This window comes from Mesobacillus sp. ABV4_180, from assembly GCF_056158485.1.
The window spans coordinates 3591618-3609638 of sequence record NZ_JBSWTJ010000001.1 but is presented as its reverse complement, the minus strand read 5'-3'; the positions used below and the strand labels follow the sequence as shown (position 1 = coordinate 3609638).

Annotated in this window: 17 protein-coding genes and 1 pseudogene; 9 read left to right on the top strand and 9 right to left on the bottom strand. The window is 42.7% G+C overall.

All coding sequences use genetic code 11. The features are described 5' to 3' along the window. Positions 1–47 precede the first annotated feature (47 nt). Positions 48–266, top strand: a pseudogene (locus tag ACXAEA_RS18445) (glutaredoxin family protein); the annotation flags it as partial. A 35-nt stretch (positions 267–301) separates the two neighbouring features. On the opposite strand, the gene ACXAEA_RS18440 reads toward ACXAEA_RS18445, so the two are convergent. Then, positions 302–1477, bottom strand: coding sequence for a polysaccharide deacetylase family protein (locus tag ACXAEA_RS18440; RefSeq protein WP_475097317.1), 1176 nt, complete (start codon positions 1475–1477; stop codon positions 302–304). Between the two features lie 306 nt (positions 1478–1783). Here ACXAEA_RS18440 and ACXAEA_RS18435 point away from each other — a divergent pair, with 306 nt between their 5' ends. Beyond that, positions 1784–3136: an L-cystine transporter gene (locus ACXAEA_RS18435; protein WP_475098168.1), complete on the top strand. Its 1353-nt coding sequence runs from the start codon at positions 1784–1786 to the stop codon at positions 3134–3136. A gap of 54 nt (positions 3137–3190) precedes the next feature. On the opposite strand, the gene ACXAEA_RS18430 is transcribed toward ACXAEA_RS18435, so the two are convergent. The 3 genes from ACXAEA_RS18430 to ACXAEA_RS18420 form a co-directional block, all read right to left on the bottom strand. After that, positions 3191–3766, bottom strand: coding sequence for a YitT family protein (locus ACXAEA_RS18430; protein ID WP_475097316.1), 576 nt, complete (start codon positions 3764–3766; stop codon positions 3191–3193). Between the two features lie 114 nt (positions 3767–3880). Beyond that, positions 3881–5182: an NCS2 family permease gene (locus tag ACXAEA_RS18425; RefSeq protein WP_475097315.1), complete on the bottom strand. Its 1302-nt coding sequence runs from the start codon at positions 5180–5182 to the stop codon at positions 3881–3883. A gap of 180 nt (positions 5183–5362) precedes the next feature. Continuing rightward, positions 5363–7180 carry a beta/alpha barrel domain-containing protein gene (locus ACXAEA_RS18420; protein ID WP_475097314.1) on the bottom strand — a complete coding sequence of 606 codons (1818 nt, stop codon included), beginning with the start codon at positions 7178–7180 and terminating at the stop codon, positions 5363–5365. 172 nt (positions 7181–7352) lie between these two features. Here ACXAEA_RS18420 and ACXAEA_RS18415 point away from each other — a divergent pair, with 172 nt between their 5' ends. Both ACXAEA_RS18415 and ACXAEA_RS18410 read left to right on the top strand, forming a co-directional pair. Beyond that, complete coding sequence (locus tag ACXAEA_RS18415) at positions 7353–7535, top strand: small, acid-soluble spore protein, H family (protein ID WP_475097313.1); 183 nt, start codon at positions 7353–7355, stop codon at positions 7533–7535. Positions 7536–7668: 133 nt separating this feature from the next. Further along, complete coding sequence (locus ACXAEA_RS18410) at positions 7669–8052, top strand: DUF302 domain-containing protein (RefSeq protein WP_475097312.1); 384 nt, start codon at positions 7669–7671, stop codon at positions 8050–8052. Between the two features lie 44 nt (positions 8053–8096). On the opposite strand, the gene ACXAEA_RS18405 is transcribed toward ACXAEA_RS18410, so the two are convergent. Next, entirely contained in the window at positions 8097–9095 is a 999-nt protein-coding gene (locus ACXAEA_RS18405) for an inorganic phosphate transporter (RefSeq protein WP_475097311.1), read from the bottom strand. Positions 9096–9107: 12 nt separating this feature from the next. Beyond that, positions 9108–9725: a DUF47 domain-containing protein gene (locus ACXAEA_RS18400; RefSeq protein ID WP_475097310.1), complete on the bottom strand. Its 618-nt coding sequence runs from the start codon at positions 9723–9725 to the stop codon at positions 9108–9110. Positions 9726–10481: 756 nt separating this feature from the next. Here ACXAEA_RS18400 and ACXAEA_RS18395 point away from each other — a divergent pair. After that, on the top strand, positions 10482–10742 hold the full coding sequence (locus ACXAEA_RS18395; protein WP_207499179.1) for a GlsB/YeaQ/YmgE family stress response membrane protein: 261 nt from the start codon (positions 10482–10484) through the stop codon (positions 10740–10742). Between the two features lie 133 nt (positions 10743–10875). Here the strand turns inward: ACXAEA_RS18395 and ACXAEA_RS18390 are convergent, their stop codons facing one another. After that, the gene (locus ACXAEA_RS18390) at positions 10876–11796 is read right to left on the bottom strand and encodes an RluA family pseudouridine synthase (RefSeq protein WP_475097309.1); all 921 of its coding nucleotides are present in this window, start codon (positions 11794–11796) and stop codon (positions 10876–10878) included. Positions 11797–12176: 380 nt separating this feature from the next. Here ACXAEA_RS18390 and ACXAEA_RS18385 point away from each other — a divergent pair, with 380 nt between their 5' ends. Beyond that, the gene (locus tag ACXAEA_RS18385) at positions 12177–12575 is read left to right on the top strand and encodes a YhcU family protein (RefSeq protein WP_475097308.1); all 399 of its coding nucleotides are present in this window, start codon (positions 12177–12179) and stop codon (positions 12573–12575) included. A 53-nt stretch (positions 12576–12628) separates the two neighbouring features. Here ACXAEA_RS18385 and ACXAEA_RS18380 read toward each other — a convergent pair whose 3' ends face one another. Both ACXAEA_RS18380 and ACXAEA_RS18375 read right to left on the bottom strand, forming a co-directional pair. Beyond that, positions 12629–13099, bottom strand: a complete 471-nt coding sequence (locus ACXAEA_RS18380; RefSeq protein WP_475097307.1) for a thioredoxin family protein — start codon at positions 13097–13099, stop codon at positions 12629–12631. 1 nt (position 13100) lies between these two features. Next, positions 13101–13538 (bottom strand): disulfide oxidoreductase, encoded by a 438-nt coding sequence (locus ACXAEA_RS18375; protein WP_475097306.1) that lies wholly within the window; start codon positions 13536–13538, stop codon positions 13101–13103. Between the two features lie 238 nt (positions 13539–13776). Here ACXAEA_RS18375 and ACXAEA_RS18370 point away from each other — a divergent pair, with 238 nt between their 5' ends. From ACXAEA_RS18370 to ACXAEA_RS18360, 3 genes are all read left to right on the top strand, one after another. Beyond that, entirely contained in the window at positions 13777–15318 is a 1542-nt protein-coding gene (locus ACXAEA_RS18370) for a GNAT family N-acetyltransferase (RefSeq protein ID WP_475097305.1), read from the top strand. A gap of 192 nt (positions 15319–15510) precedes the next feature. After that, on the top strand, positions 15511–17256 hold the full coding sequence (locus ACXAEA_RS18365; RefSeq protein ID WP_475097304.1) for a phospho-sugar mutase: 1746 nt from the start codon (positions 15511–15513) through the stop codon (positions 17254–17256). A 40-nt stretch (positions 17257–17296) separates the two neighbouring features. Then, a complete protein-coding gene (locus ACXAEA_RS18360) occupies positions 17297–18019 on the top strand; it encodes an SDR family oxidoreductase (RefSeq protein ID WP_475097303.1) in 723 nt (240 codons plus the stop codon). Positions 18020–18021 lie beyond the last annotated feature (2 nt).

The window sequence follows — 18021 nt, the reverse complement described above, 5'->3', positions numbered from 1 at the left end:
ACTCTTTAACACTCTTTACCAGACCAATGTGAACGGACTGCCAGGAAGCGAAGGAGTTTCTTTCGCGAAATAATGTACCATATGAAGAAATTAATGTCCACGGAGAACCTGAAAAAGAAAAGCATCTCAAGGAATTGACCGGAACCATCATTGTGCCTGCCTTTATTTTTATCACCAAAAAGTACTTGTTTCTAAAAGAGAAAAAAGTACTGATAGGTTTTGAGAATAACAGGGCGGAAATTGAGACACTTGTGAAAAAGCTCTAACTGAAAAAAGCCATCGCATGATGGCTTTTTTTGTTCTAGTTCATCATTACATCCAATGTAACAAGATGATAACCTTTTGCTTTCAGGATTGGTATGGCTTTATCAACAGCCGCGGGTGTATTGATTGCGCCAATATGCATGAGAATGATATCCCCGTTGCTTGCACCATTGAGGATCCTGTCGGCAATAATTTCTGCTGAAGGCTGCTTCCAGTCAATTGTATCGGTCGTCCAATGAAAACTATATTTGTAGCCAGCTTCGCCTACTATTCTCAGAGCCTTATCATTGAAAGAACCATATGGAAATCGGAAATATGGACGTGGGGATGTTCCAGTAGCTTTAATGATGGCTTTTTCCGACTTTACGACGTCATCCTTGAATGCCTGGCTGCTAACCTTTAAAGCATCAGGGTGGGAATAGGTGTGATTGCCGAGGCTATGGCCATCGTTTACGATTCTCTTTGCGAAATCAGGGAACATTTCAACCCATTTTCCGGTTAAAAAGAAGGTTGCTTTTACATTGTGTTTATTGAGCACATCAAGGATTGAGATACCGGCTGAATCACTCCCGGCATCGAAGGTAAGAGCGATTTGTTTTTTCTCGAAGCTGCCATTGTAAACTAGGATGGACGGTATGGTTGTGGAAGGCAGAGGATCCGGAGGAGAAACAGGCGGTGCAATGTCCTTGCCGTAAATTTTCAGTATTTGCCCAATATAGATCGTTTCTGAAGAAAGGTTATTCCAAATTAGCAATTCCGCAACAGACACTCCTGCACGAGTTGAAATGGACCATAAACCATCTCCTTTTGCCACTTGATATTGAACCACTTGATCTGCTGGAACGGTGATTTTCGCCGGAGTCGGGGAATCTGCCGGATTTTCATCGGAAGGAGGATTATGCTCTTCTGCTGGTTCGCCGTCACCATCAGGCTCACCGTCTCCACCTTCCTCTGGTGAGGTTGGCTCTTCCACCGGCTCAGTTGGAACCTCTTTAGCAATGGAAGCGGTTTGTTTTCCTGAATGAAAAGAAGATACGGCATGTGTACTCAAACCTGCGCTGAAAAACCATACGATGATTAAGAAGAATAAACTGACTGCTGCCAAAGTGAAGTAAAGAAAGGTATGTCTTGCTTTTTTTGCTTTTGATGCAAAGCCCATCATTAGAAATACAATCAAGAATAATAAAGTGGCCATGATAAAGACCGCAGCCATGTAGAGGCCTCCTTTTTAGTTGTTCAGTACTGTTTTTAACAGTCTTTGATGCCCTGTTATTATTGTATGATTCATTGCTTAAGGAGGGTGCGTGTCTTAGCCCGGGCCATGAGGGGAAAACTTTTCTTTTGTCATGGAACTTAATTGTTCTTCATAAATTATAATATATCAATATTTAATGAAAGGAGAGACAGGGTTTTAATTCCGAGTTGACTTATCAGAATACATGTATTATAGTATGTCAGAAAGATATTCTAGGAGGGAAAACAGGTGACGACTGGGCTTGTTATTTTAAATATTGCAGTTATGCTAGGCATAATTGCCGGTATTTTCTACATGCAAAAGAAGCATGTGTCCTTTTCTAAGCGTGTATTCATTGCTTTGGGAATCGGGATTGTGTTCGGTTTTGCATTACAATTAATCTATGGAACTGGATCTGAAATCATCACGAAAAGTACGGATTGGTTTGCGATTGTGGGCAGCGGGTATGTGAAGTTCCTGCAGATGATCGTCATGCCACTTGTATTCATTTCGATACTGACAGCTTTTACAAAATTGAAGCTTACGAATAACATCGGTAAAATCAGCACCCTGATTCTTGGTCTGCTCGTGGGTACAACAGCTGTCGCTGCTGCGGTGGGAATTGCAACTGCTGTTGGTTTTGATCTGGAAGCTGTGCAAATTACTCAGGGAGAAGCTGAACAGGCACGAGCTGATCAGCTTGAGCAAACCTATGGAGGAATAGAAGGGCGTACTATGCCACAGCAGATTCTTGATCTGCTTCCTGCAAATCCTTTCCTTGATTTCACGGGAGCGCGCCCGACATCTACCATTTCTGTGGTTATTTTTGCAGCATTTTTAGGAATTGCTTATCTGGGAGTAAGGAGAAAGTCTCCTGAGCAGGCAGAGCTTTTTGCAAAAATCATTGATGCGTTCTATGCAATCATCATGAGAGTGGTCACGCTTATCCTGCGCCTGACTCCATATGGTGTCCTGGCGATCATGACAAAAACAGTAGCATTAAGCGATTTTGATGCGATTTTAAAATTAGGTAAATTCGTAGCTGCTTCATATGTAGCACTTGCCATTATGTTCATCATCCATTTGCTGTTACTGACGATCTCCGGCTTGAACCCGGTCACATATATTAAAAAGGCATTTCCTGTTCTTGCGTTCGCCTTTACTTCAAGAACGAGTGCCGGGGCATTGCCATTGAATATCAAAACTCAGCGTTCACTTGGAGTGCCGGAAGGAATCGCCAACTTTGCCGGATCCTTCGGGTTATCGATCGGCCAAAACGGCTGTGCTGGTATTTATCCGGCGATGCTGGCGGTCATGATTGCACCAACGGTTGGTATTGATCCATTGACACCTTCATTTATTGCCACGGTGATTGTGATTGTAGCAATCAGTTCTTTCGGGGTAGCCGGAGTCGGGGGCGGAGCAACATTTGCAGCATTGCTCGTGCTATCTGCATTGGACCTCCCTATTGCCCTTGCCGGGTTACTGATTTCCATTGAACCATTGATTGACATGGGCCGTACTGCAGTAAACGTCAGCGGTGCTATGACGTCCGGTATCCTTACAAGCCGGATCACGAAAGAAATCGATAGCAATGTCTATACAGATATGAATCAAAAAATCGAGGCAGAAGCATAAAATAAGGAAGCCAGCCAAAATCATTTGGCTGGCTTTTGGCATATAAAATAAAAATTATACAATTTGCTCCCGCCTGATCACACAAATTGAGGTCATCAATCCCACACAGATGATTGTTAGCAGGGAATACACGAATTTCTCCATTCCAATTACTTTCAAACCCGCCAGAATCACAAGACCATCTATGAAAAATATCAGGATGCCAACATTGACAGTAAAGAATTTATTGATCAGTTGGGCAAGCAAATCGGTTCCGCCAGTGCTTGTTTCATACCGAAGCATCAAGCCGATTCCGCAGCCGACCAGTAAGCCGCCTAAAATTGCGCTCGGCAAAATTCCCAGTGTCAAACCCTTTTCAGCCGGGGTAAGAAGATCGATGAAGAAACTGGATACCAGCAAACCGTGCAGGCTGTGGAAGAAATATTTACGTTCCAGAAACCATGCCAGCAAATAGAGTGGAATGCTCAGGAAAATGATCGTCAAACCAGTCGGCCAGCCGTAAAAATAATGTATGATCAACCCAAGACCAATCATTCCGCCATCAAGCAGGTGATGCGGCACCAAAAAACCATTTACTCCGATCCCCAGCAACATACTTCCTATCAATACAGCAAGAACTTTTCCTGCCACTCATCATCACCAGCCTTGTCCTTCTCACATTATTACTATGAAAAAAGACAACCATTAGAACATTCCCTTAAAAAAAGAACCCGCAATTTTGCGGGTCCAGTTTCAAAAATCGGATTAATGTGGCAGATAAGCCAACTGGTAGAAGAACAGCACCGCGAAAACATAAAGCAATGGGTGAACATCGCGCCATTTTCCTTTTACGATTTTCAGCAAAGGGTAGGAGATGAAGCCAAGTGCAATTCCAGTTGCAATACTTGAAGTCAGCGGCATGCTCAAGATGATCAGGAATGCAGGGAATGCTTCGTCAAGCTCATCCCAGCTGATTTTTGAAATGCTGCCCATCATCAAACTTCCAACGATGATCAGGGCTGGAGCAGTAATTGCCGACAATCCTGAAACGGCACTGACAAGCGGGCCGAAAAAAGCTGCGACAATGAATAATCCGGCTACAGTCAAGGAAGTAAGACCTGTCCGTCCCCCTGCTGCTACACCCGCAGAAGATTCAATATAAGCAGTTGTCGGACTTGTACCGAACATTGCACCAGCCGCAGTAGCGATAGAATCAGAAAGCAATGCTTCTCTTGCACGCGGCATTGAATCGCCCTTCATCAGTCCAGCCTGGTGGGCAACCCCAATCATTGTACCAGTAGTATCGAAAATAGTAACAAGGATGAAAGAAAAGACAACTGCATATAAACTGTTTTGAACAACATCCATTATTGCAGTCCATGGATTAAGAACGATCATGCCTTCAGGCAGTGATGGCATCGACATGAATCCTTCCTTGAAGTCGAGCTGTCCTGTGAAAAATGCGATGAGTGCAGTAATCACCATTCCGAAGAAAAGTGCTCCATTTACTTTTAGCATCATTAGTACAAGAGTAATGGCAAGGCCAGTTAACGCAAGTACTGCTGAAGGAGAGTGCAGGTCGCCAAGCCCAACAAGGTTTGTTGGATGGTCAGTGATGATACCTGTAAGGCGTAAACCGATAAAGGCAATGAAAAGGCCAATTCCGGCAGTAATTCCGTGCTTAAGATTAACTGGAATAGCTTCTATCAATTTTTCCCGGAACGGTGTCAGAGAAAGGATTACGAAGATTAAGCCCGCGATGAATACGGCAGCGAATGCTGTTTCATACGTAATGTTCTGATGGTTTCCGACAACGGAATAAGCGAAGTATGCATTGAGCCCCATTCCCGGAGCGATAGCAATCGGATAATTAGCGAACAAGGCCATCCACAGTGTACCAATTACAGCAGCGATGATTGTCGCAGTAAAAACTTGTTCAAAAGGGACACCTGCATCAGCCAGGATAATCGGATTCACGACAACGATGTAAACCATTGTGAAAAATGTCGTAATACCGGCCATCAATTCTGTTTTTGCATTCGTGTTGTTCTCTTTTAATTTAAACATGAGTTCCTCCAAAATACGAACGATTTTAAACACAAATAATATAATATTCGTTTTTAGGTAATTTTACAAGGGAGATTCGAAAAAAAAATACTAAAAACAAAAAAAGGACTTTAGTTAGTCCTTTGTAGTAATGCCCAATATTCGTCTTTTAATATAAATGAAAGCATATATTGAGATGTTTTACGGTGCATTCATAAAAAAATCCTTAGACAGCCATAGGCCTCCAATGTACAGTGCAAGTGCGATATAAGCAGGGAGCAGGTGAATAAAATCAATATAACCGATATAAAAATGTGTAAAAATTCCGGCTGCAAACGCCGGGACTCCTCCGACCAATAAGGTTCTCCACAACCATGCTTTTCCTTCCTGGAATCCCCACAGTGCCAGCATGAGAACCAATGAACCAACACTGAAAAGGGCACTGCCGAAACCGGCACGATCGTGAGCTATCACTGGAATCAGTTTTTCGTTCAGTGCAACCATCTGATCTGGGGTCATGCAAATGAACTGAAGGTCACTCTCAACAAACACAGTTGTAGCACCAATGGTTGAAATCACGATGCCACCAAGGATAAAGGAGAAGCCAAGGATGACAAAAAAGAGCTGGCCAAAGACTGCTTTTTTCCAAGCTGAATGGTTGGTGCGGTTTTTTGAAGATGGCGATGAATGAGCAGAACGGGTTTTCCGGTATCCCATGATATAGAATGGCAGCAGGATCAGCCATAACAACCCATGGAGCCAATCGAAATAACCAAATCCAAGGAAGAGAAGAATGCCGAAAAATCCAGCTATCGCAGCGATATTTAAAGCTCTTCTTGCCCAATGGATACCATAGCGGATTGCATGCCTGGCTAGCTGCATATAGATGAAACCGCCCGACACCATCGTTCCAGCAAGAGTCATCCGGTCATGTGACATGAATTTATACAGATTGGGACTGTATGCCATCAATTCCAGCCTGCTCATCTGCAGAAAGGCTTCATCATAGAACAGAATCACTTTTGTTAAACTGAAGAACAGGATGATTGCACCAGCAATCAAAATGAGCAGCCCGAAGAGCCAATACCATATCCAGCCACTAAGTTCCTCGGTTTGATCTTCCATTGTGTCCAGCAGCGCTTCATTGATTCGTTTTGGAAGTCCTGGACCTGTTGCGACATAGCCGCCTGACAATAGGACAAGTTCAGCTCCTGCCCCAAATAGTGCAAGTGCATCAGCTGGTTCGGCAACACCGCCAGAAGTAACTATGGGCAAAGCAATCTCCTGTTTGAGATGCTTTAAGGCAGAAAGCATATCTTCTGTTTGACTGATTGGGAAGTTCAATTTGTCCTCCGCTTGAGTACAGCTTTCATCAATTACGATTCCACTTGCAAAATTGCTAAATGCTTTAATCTTACCGAGATGATCCATACAAGCTGTATGACTGACTGCCAACAGGATTGGCTTATTTTCTAAAGCATCAACAATTGCTGCCAGCTCTTGAAGATTGTTGACTTTATTGATTTCAATGATAAAAATATCGCCTAAATCTTTTAACGGTCCTGCGACCTTAGCGGGTTCTCCAAGTCTGATCATAAGAGGAATATTTTTGGCTCGCAGTCTGGATAATTTATTTATCGCGGCATCCAGCCCGATTGACTCCAGATTATGAGGTAAAATCAGTGCATCATCTATTAAAGTAGTTTCTCCATTGCCAGGCAAAGCATTTATCGGCCCAATTTCTATTCCTCCAAATCCCAGGTGAGGAAAAGCAGGGAGACCCGTTAGCTGGGGATCGATTTTACCGCTTAGACAAACCGGGCTGCTAAATGTAAAGCCAAACAGATGCCTCGACAGTTTTTCAGAAGGAGACATATGCCCTAAAAACTCAATAAAAGTTTTGCCCCCAGGCAGGCTGGATATAGAGGCCATCCCGCGGTGGATGAACTCCCGTCCGATATTCCCGGGCAAGCGGGACAGCCAGGGTTTGAATAATGGATGATAAGACCAATCAGGCATAATAACCTCCAGCATGGTTGTGCTTTTACTTTATTCTAACGTAAAAAAATTCGTTTTTGTGTCTAAGTTTTGATGCAAATATTCAATTTCGCTTTTGGACAAACAGGCATAGCGAATAAAACGATATACTTCTAGCAAAAATAGAGGAGAAATTGACTGTGGAGGTAAAATAATGGATGTAAAACGAGTAAGACAAATTCTGTCGTCTTCTGCTGAAATTGATGTGTTCTACAATGGTGCATCCGTCTGGATTGACCAGTTGAACGAGGATGGCCGCACTGCCACTGTCCATCTGCGAGGGCCGCTTGAAGAACGGACAGTCGTTGAAATTACCGAGCTGCAAGAAAGGTCTTAAAAAGAATTACGCTAACCGCCGGATGCAAATAAGTGTACGGCGGTTTTTTACTATGGCACAATGTTCATAATACCTATAGTGGTTTATTAACCAAACAAAAGAGGTATTTTAACATTCGAAAGGAGAGATCGGAATGTTCCATTATACAGTTGAAGTAGACAAGTCATTGAATGAAGCAGTAGCATCACTCGAATCAAGCTTGAAAAACGAGAAGTTTGGTGTCCTCTGGTCGCTGAATATGAAGGAAACCCTGGCCGGAAAGGGAGTAGAACTTGAAGGAGATTACATCATCCTTGAAGTCTGCAATCCTCATGAAGCCAAAAGAGTCCTTGAAAAAAGCCCGCTCGTTAGCTATTTCCTTCCTTGTAAAATTGTCGTGTACAAAGAGAATGGAGCAACAAAAGTGGGTTTGCCAAAACCGACTGAGCTCATTAAGTTTGTAGAAAATGAAGAGCTGCAAGCTATCGCCTCGGACATCGAAGACAGGCTGATCGGTGCAATCGACAGCATTAAATAAATAAAATGAAGCCCAAGGATTTTATCCTTGGGCTTTCTTATATTCTAGAAAATGGCGTTTAAAATATAGTAGGAGATTGCTGCCACTGTTGCTGAAATGGGAAGTGTAATGACCCATGTGATAATCATGCGCTGAGCAGTCGTCCATTTTACACCTTTTACCCTATGTGCTGTACCAACTCCAAGAATCCCCGAAGAAATAACGTGAGTTGTACTTACTGGCAGATGGATGAATGTTGCTCCGAAAATAACCATAGCGCCTGTCAAATCGGCTGCCACTCCATTTACTGGACGGATTTTCATTATGTTTCCGCCAACAGTCTTAATGATTTTCCAGCCGCCTACAGAAGTTCCCAATCCCATCGCAAGGGCACAGGAGAACTGAACCCAAAATGGGATATCATTTGTAGTAAGATAATTATTTGCAATCAGGGCCATAGTAATGATTCCCATTGCTTTTTGCGCATCATTCGTTCCGTGTGTGAAAGATTGCAATGCTGCGGTCGCAACCTGGAAGTAACGGAAATTCCGATTTGTTTTTGTCAGATTGTTGTTTCTGAACAATATTTTAAAAATGCTGTATACAATAAATCCTAATCCAAAAGCAAGTAAAGGTGAAATGATCAGTGCCTGAAGAATCTTCAGGAAACCATTGTAGTTAAGTGCACTAAACCCTGCTGCTGCTAAAGCCGCACCGGCAATAGAACCAATGATCGCATGAGAAGAGCTGCTTGGGATTCCATAATACCAGGTCAAAAGATTCCAGAAAATAGCTGCAATCAAAGCAGCTAAAATTACAAGCGAGCCGTTTTGAAGTGTAAAAGGATCGACAATATCTTTTGTAATTGTTTTAGCTACACCTGTAAATGTCATGGCACCAACAAAGTTCATCACCGCCGCCAAGATAATTGCCTGGCGAGGTTTTAAAGCTTTTGTTGACACAGACGTTGCGATGGCATTTGCTGTATCATGGAACCCATTGATAAAGTCAAACGCAAGGGCACCAATGACGATCAATACTGTTACGATAAATACTACATCCATTTTTCAGGCTCCTTACGCGTTTTTCATGACAATGCTTTCAAGGGTGTTTGCAACATCCTGGCAGCTGTCTGCGATTTCTTCAAGACCTTCATAAATTTCTTTGTATTGAATGATTCTGATTGGATCTTTTTCAACTGAGAACAGATGCTTGATCGACTGGCGAAGAATGCCATCACATTTAGATTCAAGATCTTTAATGCGAATTGCATGTTCTCTGATCTGTTTAAGTTTTTTTGTTGTCAATAACTGCACTGCTTGTTCAATTTCGAAAGAAGCACTTTTGATTGCGGCAACGAATTCCATCATATAGTCGTCAGCCTTTGTGATTGAATACATATCGAACAGGTTAGCGCAGTGTTCCATTCCATCAAGTACATCATCCATAGTCATTGAAAGGGCAAGAATATCTTCTCTTTCAATTGGAGTAATGAATGCGTCATTCAATTGCATGATGACTTCATGGATAAGTGAATCTCCCTTTGTCTCCATGTCTTTCATTTTCTCTGTGAAGATTTTCAAATCGCTTGCATTATTAAGTTTATAATCAGCGAAATACTCACTGCTCTCCTTTAAGTTTACGGAAATATCCGTTAGAAGATTTGCAAACTTGTCTTTTTTCCTGAAAACCATAATGTTACCTCCACATTTATCCAAATGTAAAATATTTTTTAAAGCGAAATTAATTTTAGCCTAAAGATGTCGAAATATGAAGATGTTTGAAGAAAAATTTACATTAATTTAATATAAGCACCCTTTCGCAATTTACATTCTTCATACGAGGTTAACATTTCTCGTCCTGTTCGATCCACGGGAAAATGAAATAAGCCCATTTTTTTGTAGAGGATTTGTCCGGCTGTTTAGGACAAAAATTCCCCGGGAACTTAAGGATTAGACGAAAAAAGATGAAAAAAAAATCGCCGGCCTAAAAGCCGTTAATATAGATCAGCGGCTGCCGTTTATGGCAGCCGTTTTGAATTTGCATGATCCCTGCTGATGAAATTTTTTTAAAACGGTTTTTTATTTTTCGAATTGGATACATTAAAAGCAAGAGAAATAACTGCAAATAGATCTGAACATAGAATTTGGACCTTCATGGTTTTAAATTTATCTGTGGGTGGTAATGTAGGTGTACAAGCAGGCTCAGCAAGAAAGGACAAACGTTCCAGCTTCTGAGATGGCTGCTTGAACAGCTGCAGAAAAAGATGGTTTAACATCATCGGATTAGAGGTAAGTTAAGATTAGAAGCAAGCTGATACGCTCCCGGGAAGCAAACATCATCAGCAAGCCTAATTTTAAGAATCACTGCAGTTAACTCTTAAAGGGTGAAACCCTTAGCACTTCTATTACTTGATCTTACATCTAAATTTAAGGAGGAAAAAAATTATGATGAGTTTTCTTTGGGCATTAATTATTGGTGGTATTATCGGATGGTTAGCAGGACTAATCCTTGGAAGAGATATTCCAGGCGGCGTTATCGGTAACATCATTGCTGGTTTCGTTGGTGCATGGATCGGACAGGCAATCCTTGGTGATTGGGGACCTGTAGTTGCTGACTTTGCGATTATCCCGGCATTGATCGGTGCGATTGCATTGGTATTCATTGTCAGCCTGGTAATGCGCAGCATGCGTAAAGCTGACCGTCATTAATAAGAAAAATCCTTCCGACCCCGGAAGGATTTTTTTTGTACACTTTTCCAGTCAGCCGATATAGACAGATAAAGAAAAGCTGGAAATGCACAGTCCCGATTCTGGGAATTGTATCATCTCCGGCTCTTTTACTTTAAATATTTTCAAAATCAACATTTAAAAAAATCGGCAGCTGGTCGATAAAAGGGGCGTGACATAGAATTTTTTCCTGTGTGAATGGATGGGTGAATTCAAGTTCTATTGCATGCAGAGCTTGTCTGTGAAATGTATTGCTCCCGCCGTAAAGGGTGTCTCCGGCTAGCGGGTGGCCGATGTCGCTGAAGTGTACCCTGATTTGATGAGTTCTGCCAGTATCAAGGGAACATTGGACAAGGGTAAGGTTCTCTTGCTTGTTCCTGTCGAGTACTTTAAAGTGAGTGATTGCATTCTGGCCTGTTTCTGATACTCTTCTCCGTGTTGGATGATGGCGGTCCCGGCCAATTGGCTTTTCGATGGTTCCTTTCTTTTGCCGAATGATCCCGTCAGTCAATGCCAGGTAAGTTCTTTTGATTGAACGCTCTTCAAGCATCTTATCTAGGATCGCTCCAATCAGCGCGTGTTTAGCAAAAAGGACTGCACCTGTCGTATCACGGTCCAGCCTGTGCACATGGCGGGGGCGGGAAGTTTCTCCGTTCACCTGCATGTGGAATGCTGCCGCATTGGCGAGAGTGCCGGTTTGTCCGCTTTCATTCGGATGGGTATCCATTCCAGCAGGCTTATTGAAGACAATTAGATGGTGGTCTTCATACAAAATCCCGACATCATGATATTCAGGAATGACAGTCATTTCTTCTTCAGTGAAGAGGTTCAGCTGCAGACGGTCTCCTTTGCTCAAAGCAATTGTCCAATCTGGCTGTTTTCCATTAATGAGGACCTTCTTTTCCATACGGAACTGATGGACCAGTTTTTTAGGTGCCTGCCAAAAATCTCTAAATAGTGTTTCAAGAGTGTGCTTTTCCCACTCCAATGGAATGATCATTTCAAACCAATTGCCTTTTTTGTTAGATTGAATCATGTTTTTCTCCAGTCAAAGTTTATTATAGGCTCTGTTAAATTGGGCTGTTGAATTTCGTTCCAGGCGCTTCGCTTTCCGCGCGCAGTCAGGGAGCCTCTTCGGCTCTTTACGCGCCTGCGGAGTCTCCCATGACTTGCTCATCCCGCTTGAGTCTTCGCGCCTTCCACTACAATCAACAGGTAATAGAAATCAACATTGGGTAATAACAGAGCCTTATTTTAAAAGCATGCTTAAAATGTGTTTCCACGATTACGGGATTTTGTCAACTTTTACCGTAACCATGGGCATAATTACCACCCTAATAAAGGGAATGGATATGTTATTCTAGGAATATATATTACGAATAGATTACAAAAGGGTAAAAAAAGGTGGGTCGATCATTGAAAATAGTTTTTGCGTCTACACCGGGACAAGAAGAGAAAATCATGGAGCTGGCCAGTTATTTTTATAGTGATGTTTTTCCTTTGTATTTTACCGATGAAGACATACAGGAATTCGAGCGGCTTGAAGTGTTACATACCAGACCCGAGCAATTAGAGAGATTCAGTACTCTGGGAGATGCCTTTCAGGTCATCACCAGCATGCAGACGCTGATCTCTATTTTGGAGTCTGGCCATATTCCTGAAAAATATCAGGCCATGTTCCGCAGGAATGTACAGACATTGACAGACTATGGTATTTGCTTTCCCTTCAATTACAGTCAGTTTTCTGACTCCAGGCATGTACATTTAGATTATATCAGCACTTATACGAAACCTGCTAACAGACTATTGTTATGATGGTATGAAAGAACGCCTGCGGCTTCGGCTTCGCAGGCGTTTTTTCTGATCAATTATTTTAAGCTGTTTTGATTAAACCATTCTTCGAAAGTAGGTTCTTCCTGATATCCGACAATCCGGTTGACTTCTTTTCCATCCTTGTACTGAACGATGGTTGGAGTGGATTCAATACCGAAATTGTTCCAGCCCTCTTCGAATTCCAATAGATTATATTGAACAAGATCGACGCCCATTTCCTTAGCCAATGGGGCTACCACTGGTGTTGTCCGGACACAGTGCGAACATGTTGGGCTGTAAAAGTATACCGTTGCATCTTCACCGTTTTCGATTTTCTCTTCAAGTTCATCTGGTGTGATGATATTTTGGTAGTTCGGATCCTTAAGCTGTTTGACTGTCTCCGGATGCAATGTATCCTTCCCGAACGGGTTTCCCTCAGCCTTTTCTTCGTTTTGCGCTTTATTTACGATAAATAAGGCCGCGAATAATCCAACAATAATTAAAAGAAAAATGATTACTTTTTTCAACTCATGCTACCTCCTTGGATTTCTTCCAGATAATCAGGCTCAAAGAAAAAATAATGATAAATGCCGTCAATGCCAGAAACGGGATCGTAATAAATCCCAGCCAGTTGATGTATTGGCCTGTACAAGGCACTCTTCCGCATGTGACTGCATTATCAGCCATGAACGGTACCTTTTGCAAGGAATAATGATAAAGCGATAGTAACCCGCCCGCAGCTGACATAATCATAGTGTAAAAGGAAATCTTATAATCCTTTTTGACAACGGCAATCCCGAGCATCAGGGCGAAGGGATACATTAATATCCGCTGATACCAGCACAGAAGGCACGGTTCATACTGGCGGATTTCCGAAAAATACAGGCTGCCAAACATGGCAATGATCGATGTTGCCCAGGCAGCGAATAAGAATGTTTCCCTGGAATCTTTTTTTGTTTGTTCCAAGCTAATCTCCCCTAAGCTATGTAATTTCTATTAAAACTTTCTATATAAAAGAATCTTATCTCTCATTACATCTTAAGGAAAGTAAAAAAAATTTTCAATTAACATTATGTGAATTAATTTTTTGCAAATTTTTAAATTAGCAAAAGGAGAAGCTAAATACACAGTAATACATTGAGCCGATTAAGGGTAAAGGGATATGGTATGGATTTTTTTAGAAATGAAAGGTGTGTAAAACCGCATGACGGAGCTCGACTTATCCAAGTTTGAAAAAAAGATGATTATCCGCAACACGAAACAGGAAGACATTACTGAAATCATTAATATGCAAAATAGCTGCTTTCCTGGTATGGAGCCTTGGAAACGGGACCAGCTGGAAAGCCACCTGGACATTTTCCCTGAAGGCCAGTTCGTAGCAGAGTATGACGGCAAAGTTATCGGTTCATGTTCGAGCCTGATCATAAATTTCGATGAATATGACGACCGGCACAGCTGGGATGATGTCACGGATAGCGGTTATATCACAAACCATAATCCCGATGGCTATAATCTTTATGGAATCGAAGTGATGACCCACCCTGAATTTCGGAGAATGAAGGTTGGATATCGTCTGTATGAAGCAAGGAAGGACTTCGCAAGGCAGATGAACCTGAAGAGTATCATCATTGGCGGCAGGATCCCGAACTATCATCTTCATGCAGAGGAAATGTCGGCTCGTGAGTATGTGAGGCAGGTTGCGTCCCATAAGATTTATGACCCGGTACTCTCATTCCAGCTGAGGAATGATTTTACGCTGATGAGAATAAATCCTAATTATCTGCCTGACGACCTTCAGTCAAACAAATACGCAACATTGATGGAATGGAATAATGTCGATTACCAGCCGAAGACGAAGCGTTTCTTCAAAACAAGCAATCCTGTCCGCATATGTGTCGTCCAATATATGATGAGGCAAATTCAGTCTTTTGACGATTTTGCCCATCAAGTCGAATACTTTACGGATGTCGCATCGGATGCCGGCTCAGATTTCGCTGTTTTTCCAGAAATCTTTACGACACAGCTGATGTCCTTCCTTAATGAAAAAACACCTTCGCTTGCTGTCCGCAGGGTGACGGAATACACGGAGCAATATATCGAACTTTTCACCGATTTGGCCGTTCGCTACAATGTCAACATCATTGGCGGTTCGCATTTTGTTAAAGAAGATGATGACGAGATCTATAATATTTCTTATCTGTTCCGCCGTGATGGCACGATAGAAAAGCAATATAAGCTCCATATTACACCTAATGAAAGAAGATGGTGGGGAATCAGCCGTGGAGATGAGCTTAAAGTGTTCGATACAGACTGCGGCAAAATCGCCATCCAGATTTGTTATGACATTGAGTTCCCGGAGCTTGCGAGGCTGGCGACAGACATGGGTGCGAAGATCATCTTCACTCCTTTCTGTACAGAAGATCGCCAGGGCTACCTAAGAGTCCGCTATTGTGCACAGGCCAGGGCAGTGGAAAATCAAATCTACACTGTGATATCAGGAACAGTCGGAAACTTGCCGCAAACTGAAAATATGGATATCCAATACGCGCAATCTGGCATTTTCGCGCCATCCGATTTCGAATTCGCCAGAGACGGAATTGTTGGCGAAACAAACCCGAACATCGAAATGGTCATGATTGGCGATGTTGATCTTGAAATTTTGAGGCGCCAGCGCCAGGATGGCACAGTCCGCCAGCTGAAAGATCGCCGCCACGATATTTATCGCATCCAGTATAAGAAGAAATAGTGAAAGGCCTGCCGGTTTTGGCAGGCTTTCATTATTGCTGCAAAAACTAAACTGAGATTAACAGCATGTCGTTGGCTAAACGATTGTCCTTACTAAAACTTCGAGAAGAATTGGATAAAAATTATCAATGAGAGCCAATATTGTTTTATAATTAGCTTTAAGATTTAAATCTTATTATCAGGAGGGCATTCAATGGATTGGAAAATGAAAGCCGGGACTTGGCTGGGTTTTGACGGATTGGATCCGGAGCTGAAGGCTGAGCTTGAGTCATTCAAAGAAAACGAAAAACATTTAGAGGAAGTTTTTTATAAGAACCTTGAGTTCGGTACTGGTGGGATGCGCGGGGAAATTGGCGCAGGAACAAACCGAATGAATCTGTACACGGTCCGCAAAGCGTCAGCTGGACTTGCAGCATACATAGAACAGCACGGAAATGAAGCGAAGCAGCGAGGAGTGGCTATTGCATATGATTCACGGCATAAATCGCCTGAATTTGCGATGGAAGCCGCTAAGACTCTGGCGACGCGCGGAATCCAGACATATGTGTTTGAAGAATTAAGACCAACACCAGAACTGTCATTCGCGGTACGCTATCTGCATGCTTATGCAGGAATTGTGATCACAGCGAGCCATAATCCCCCGGAATACAACGGCTATAAAGTATATGGTTCAGACGGCGGACAGCTTCCGCCTGAAAGCGCGGATGAGGTCATCTCAAAGGTAAACGAAATCGAAAACGAACTGTCAATCGAAGTTATGGACGAGCAGGAGCTGAAGGATAAAGGCTTGATCAAAATGATTGGCCCTGAAGTGGATCGCGCTTATCTTGAGAAGCTGATGACCATTTCCGAAAATCCAACATTGTCAGATGAAACGGATGTAAAAGTGGTGTTCACACCGCTCCATGGTACAGCAAATATGCCAGTACGGAACATTCTAACGAACCTCAAGTATCAGCATGTGGCAGTCGTACAAGAACAGGAGCTGCCAGATCCTGAGTTCTCGACTGTAAAAAGCCCTAACCCGGAAGAGCACGCTGCATTTGAACTGGCAATCCGTGATGGCAAGAAAATAGATGCTGATGTATTGATTGCCACTGATCCGGATGCAGACCGCCTTGGTATCGCTGTAAAAGATCTTGATGGCGAGTATGTCGTACTTACAGGTAACCAGACTGGTGCACTTCTGCTGCACTATATTCTTACCCAAAAGAAAGAAAAAGGCACACTGCCAGCCAACGGAGTTGTTTTAAAAACAATCGTAACGTCTGAACTTGGCCGGAAAATCGCTTCTTCTTTTGGACTCGATACAATCGACGTGCTAACCGGCTTCAAATTCATTGCTGAAAAAATCAAGGGTTATGAAGAATCGGGAGAATATAAATTCCTGTTCGGTTATGAAGAAAGCTATGGATATTTAATCGGTGATTTCGCCCGTGACAAGGATGCCGTCCAGGCGGCGATGCTTGCTGTTGAGGTGTGCGCTTATTATAAAAAGAAGGGCATGTCACTGTATGAAGCATTGCAAAGTGTTTTTGAAGAATACGGCTATTACCAGGAAGGCCTGCGTTCCCTTACATTGAAGGGGAAAGAAGGAGCTGAACTGATCCAGAAGACGCTTGGAGTGTTCCGCCAGGAGCCGATCAAGAATCTTGGTGAATTGAAAGTTACAGCTGTGGAAGATTATTTAACAGGTGTAAGAATGAATGAGAATAATGAGGAAGAGAAAATCGAGCTTCCGCCTTCCAATGTGATCAAATACTATCTTGAGGATGGTTCATGGATGTGCCTTCGTCCATCTGGAACCGAGCCGAAAATCAAATTTTATTTCGGCGTGAACGACAGAAGCCTTGCTGATAGCAAGCAGAAACTCCTGAAGATCGAACAAGATTTCATGGAGCTGGTCGATCAGAAAATGGAAGCAGCAAAGAGTCTTTAAGAAACAACAATGTTTTTGGCAGATAGAAAGGAAGAAAAAAATGTTAAAAGATCAAGTAGCAATCGTCACAGGTGCATCAAGAGGCATTGGCAAGGAGATTGCAGTGAAGTTGGCAGAGCAGGGAATGAAATTGGCTTTAGCTGGCAGCTCTGAAGAGATAAACAACACTGCTGATGAATTGAAACAGAAAGGCTTTCCTGATGTCATTGCTGTGCAGACAGATGTCAGCAGCGAGCAGCAGGTTAAGAATCTTGTTGATAGAACACTTGAGGCATTTGGCCAGGTTGATGTACTGGTTAACAATGCAGGAATCGGTTTTTTCAAACTGACAGAAGAAGTGACTGCAGAAGAGTGGAAAAAACTTTTTGAAGTGAATGTTCAGGGTGTATTCCTTGGTGCAAAAGCAGTTCTGCCCCATATGAAGGAGCGCAAAACGGGTACCATCATCACCATTTCCTCTGACGTGGGCCGTTATACGATTCCGAACGGAAGTGCTTATACTGCAACAAAGTATGCGGTGCAGGGCTTCAGTGGATCTCTTGCGCAAGAAGTGAGGGAATATGGCATCCGCGTTGGAACAATAAACCCTGGTATGGTTGATACCTATTTCGCGAATTCAGAGCAGGGCCTCCCTGAAAAGCATGACTGGCTGAAGGTGGAGGATATCGCCAATGCGGTCGTCTATATGGCATCTGCTCCAAAACATATGCTGATTGATGAAATCGTCATCCATCCACTTGTGCAAAATTATCCGATTGCTTAAAC

Bases quoted from the DNA above. Each gene is read 5' to 3' on its own strand.
- ACXAEA_RS18440 (WP_475097317.1), bottom strand. From the start codon at position 1,477: ATGGCTGCGGTCTTTATCATGGCCACTTTATTATTCTTGATTGTATTT.
- ACXAEA_RS18435 (WP_475098168.1), top strand. From the start codon at position 1,784: ATGCTAGGCATAATTGCCGGTATTTTCTACATGCAAAAGAAGCATGTG.
- ACXAEA_RS18425 (WP_475097315.1), bottom strand. From the start codon at position 5,182: ATGTTTAAATTAAAAGAGAACAACACGAATGCAAAAACAGAATTGATG.
- ACXAEA_RS18420 (WP_475097314.1), bottom strand. From the start codon at position 7,180: ATGCCTGATTGGTCTTATCATCCATTATTCAAACCCTGGCTGTCCCGC.
- ACXAEA_RS18415 (WP_475097313.1), top strand. From the start codon at position 7,353: ATGGATGTAAAACGAGTAAGACAAATTCTGTCGTCTTCTGCTGAAATT.
- ACXAEA_RS18410 (WP_475097312.1), top strand. From the start codon at position 7,669: ATGTTCCATTATACAGTTGAAGTAGACAAGTCATTGAATGAAGCAGTA.
- ACXAEA_RS18405 (WP_475097311.1), bottom strand. From the start codon at position 9,095: ATGGATGTAGTATTTATCGTAACAGTATTGATCGTCATTGGTGCCCTT.
- ACXAEA_RS18400 (WP_475097310.1), bottom strand. From the start codon at position 9,725: ATGGTTTTCAGGAAAAAAGACAAGTTTGCAAATCTTCTAACGGATATT.
- ACXAEA_RS18395 (WP_207499179.1), top strand. From the start codon at position 10,482: ATGAGTTTTCTTTGGGCATTAATTATTGGTGGTATTATCGGATGGTTA.
- ACXAEA_RS18390 (WP_475097309.1), bottom strand. From the start codon at position 11,796: ATGATTCAATCTAACAAAAAAGGCAATTGGTTTGAAATGATCATTCCA.
- ACXAEA_RS18370 (WP_475097305.1), top strand. From the start codon at position 13,777: ATGACGGAGCTCGACTTATCCAAGTTTGAAAAAAAGATGATTATCCGC.
- ACXAEA_RS18365 (WP_475097304.1), top strand. From the start codon at position 15,511: ATGGATTGGAAAATGAAAGCCGGGACTTGGCTGGGTTTTGACGGATTG.
- ACXAEA_RS18360 (WP_475097303.1), top strand. From the start codon at position 17,297: ATGTTAAAAGATCAAGTAGCAATCGTCACAGGTGCATCAAGAGGCATT.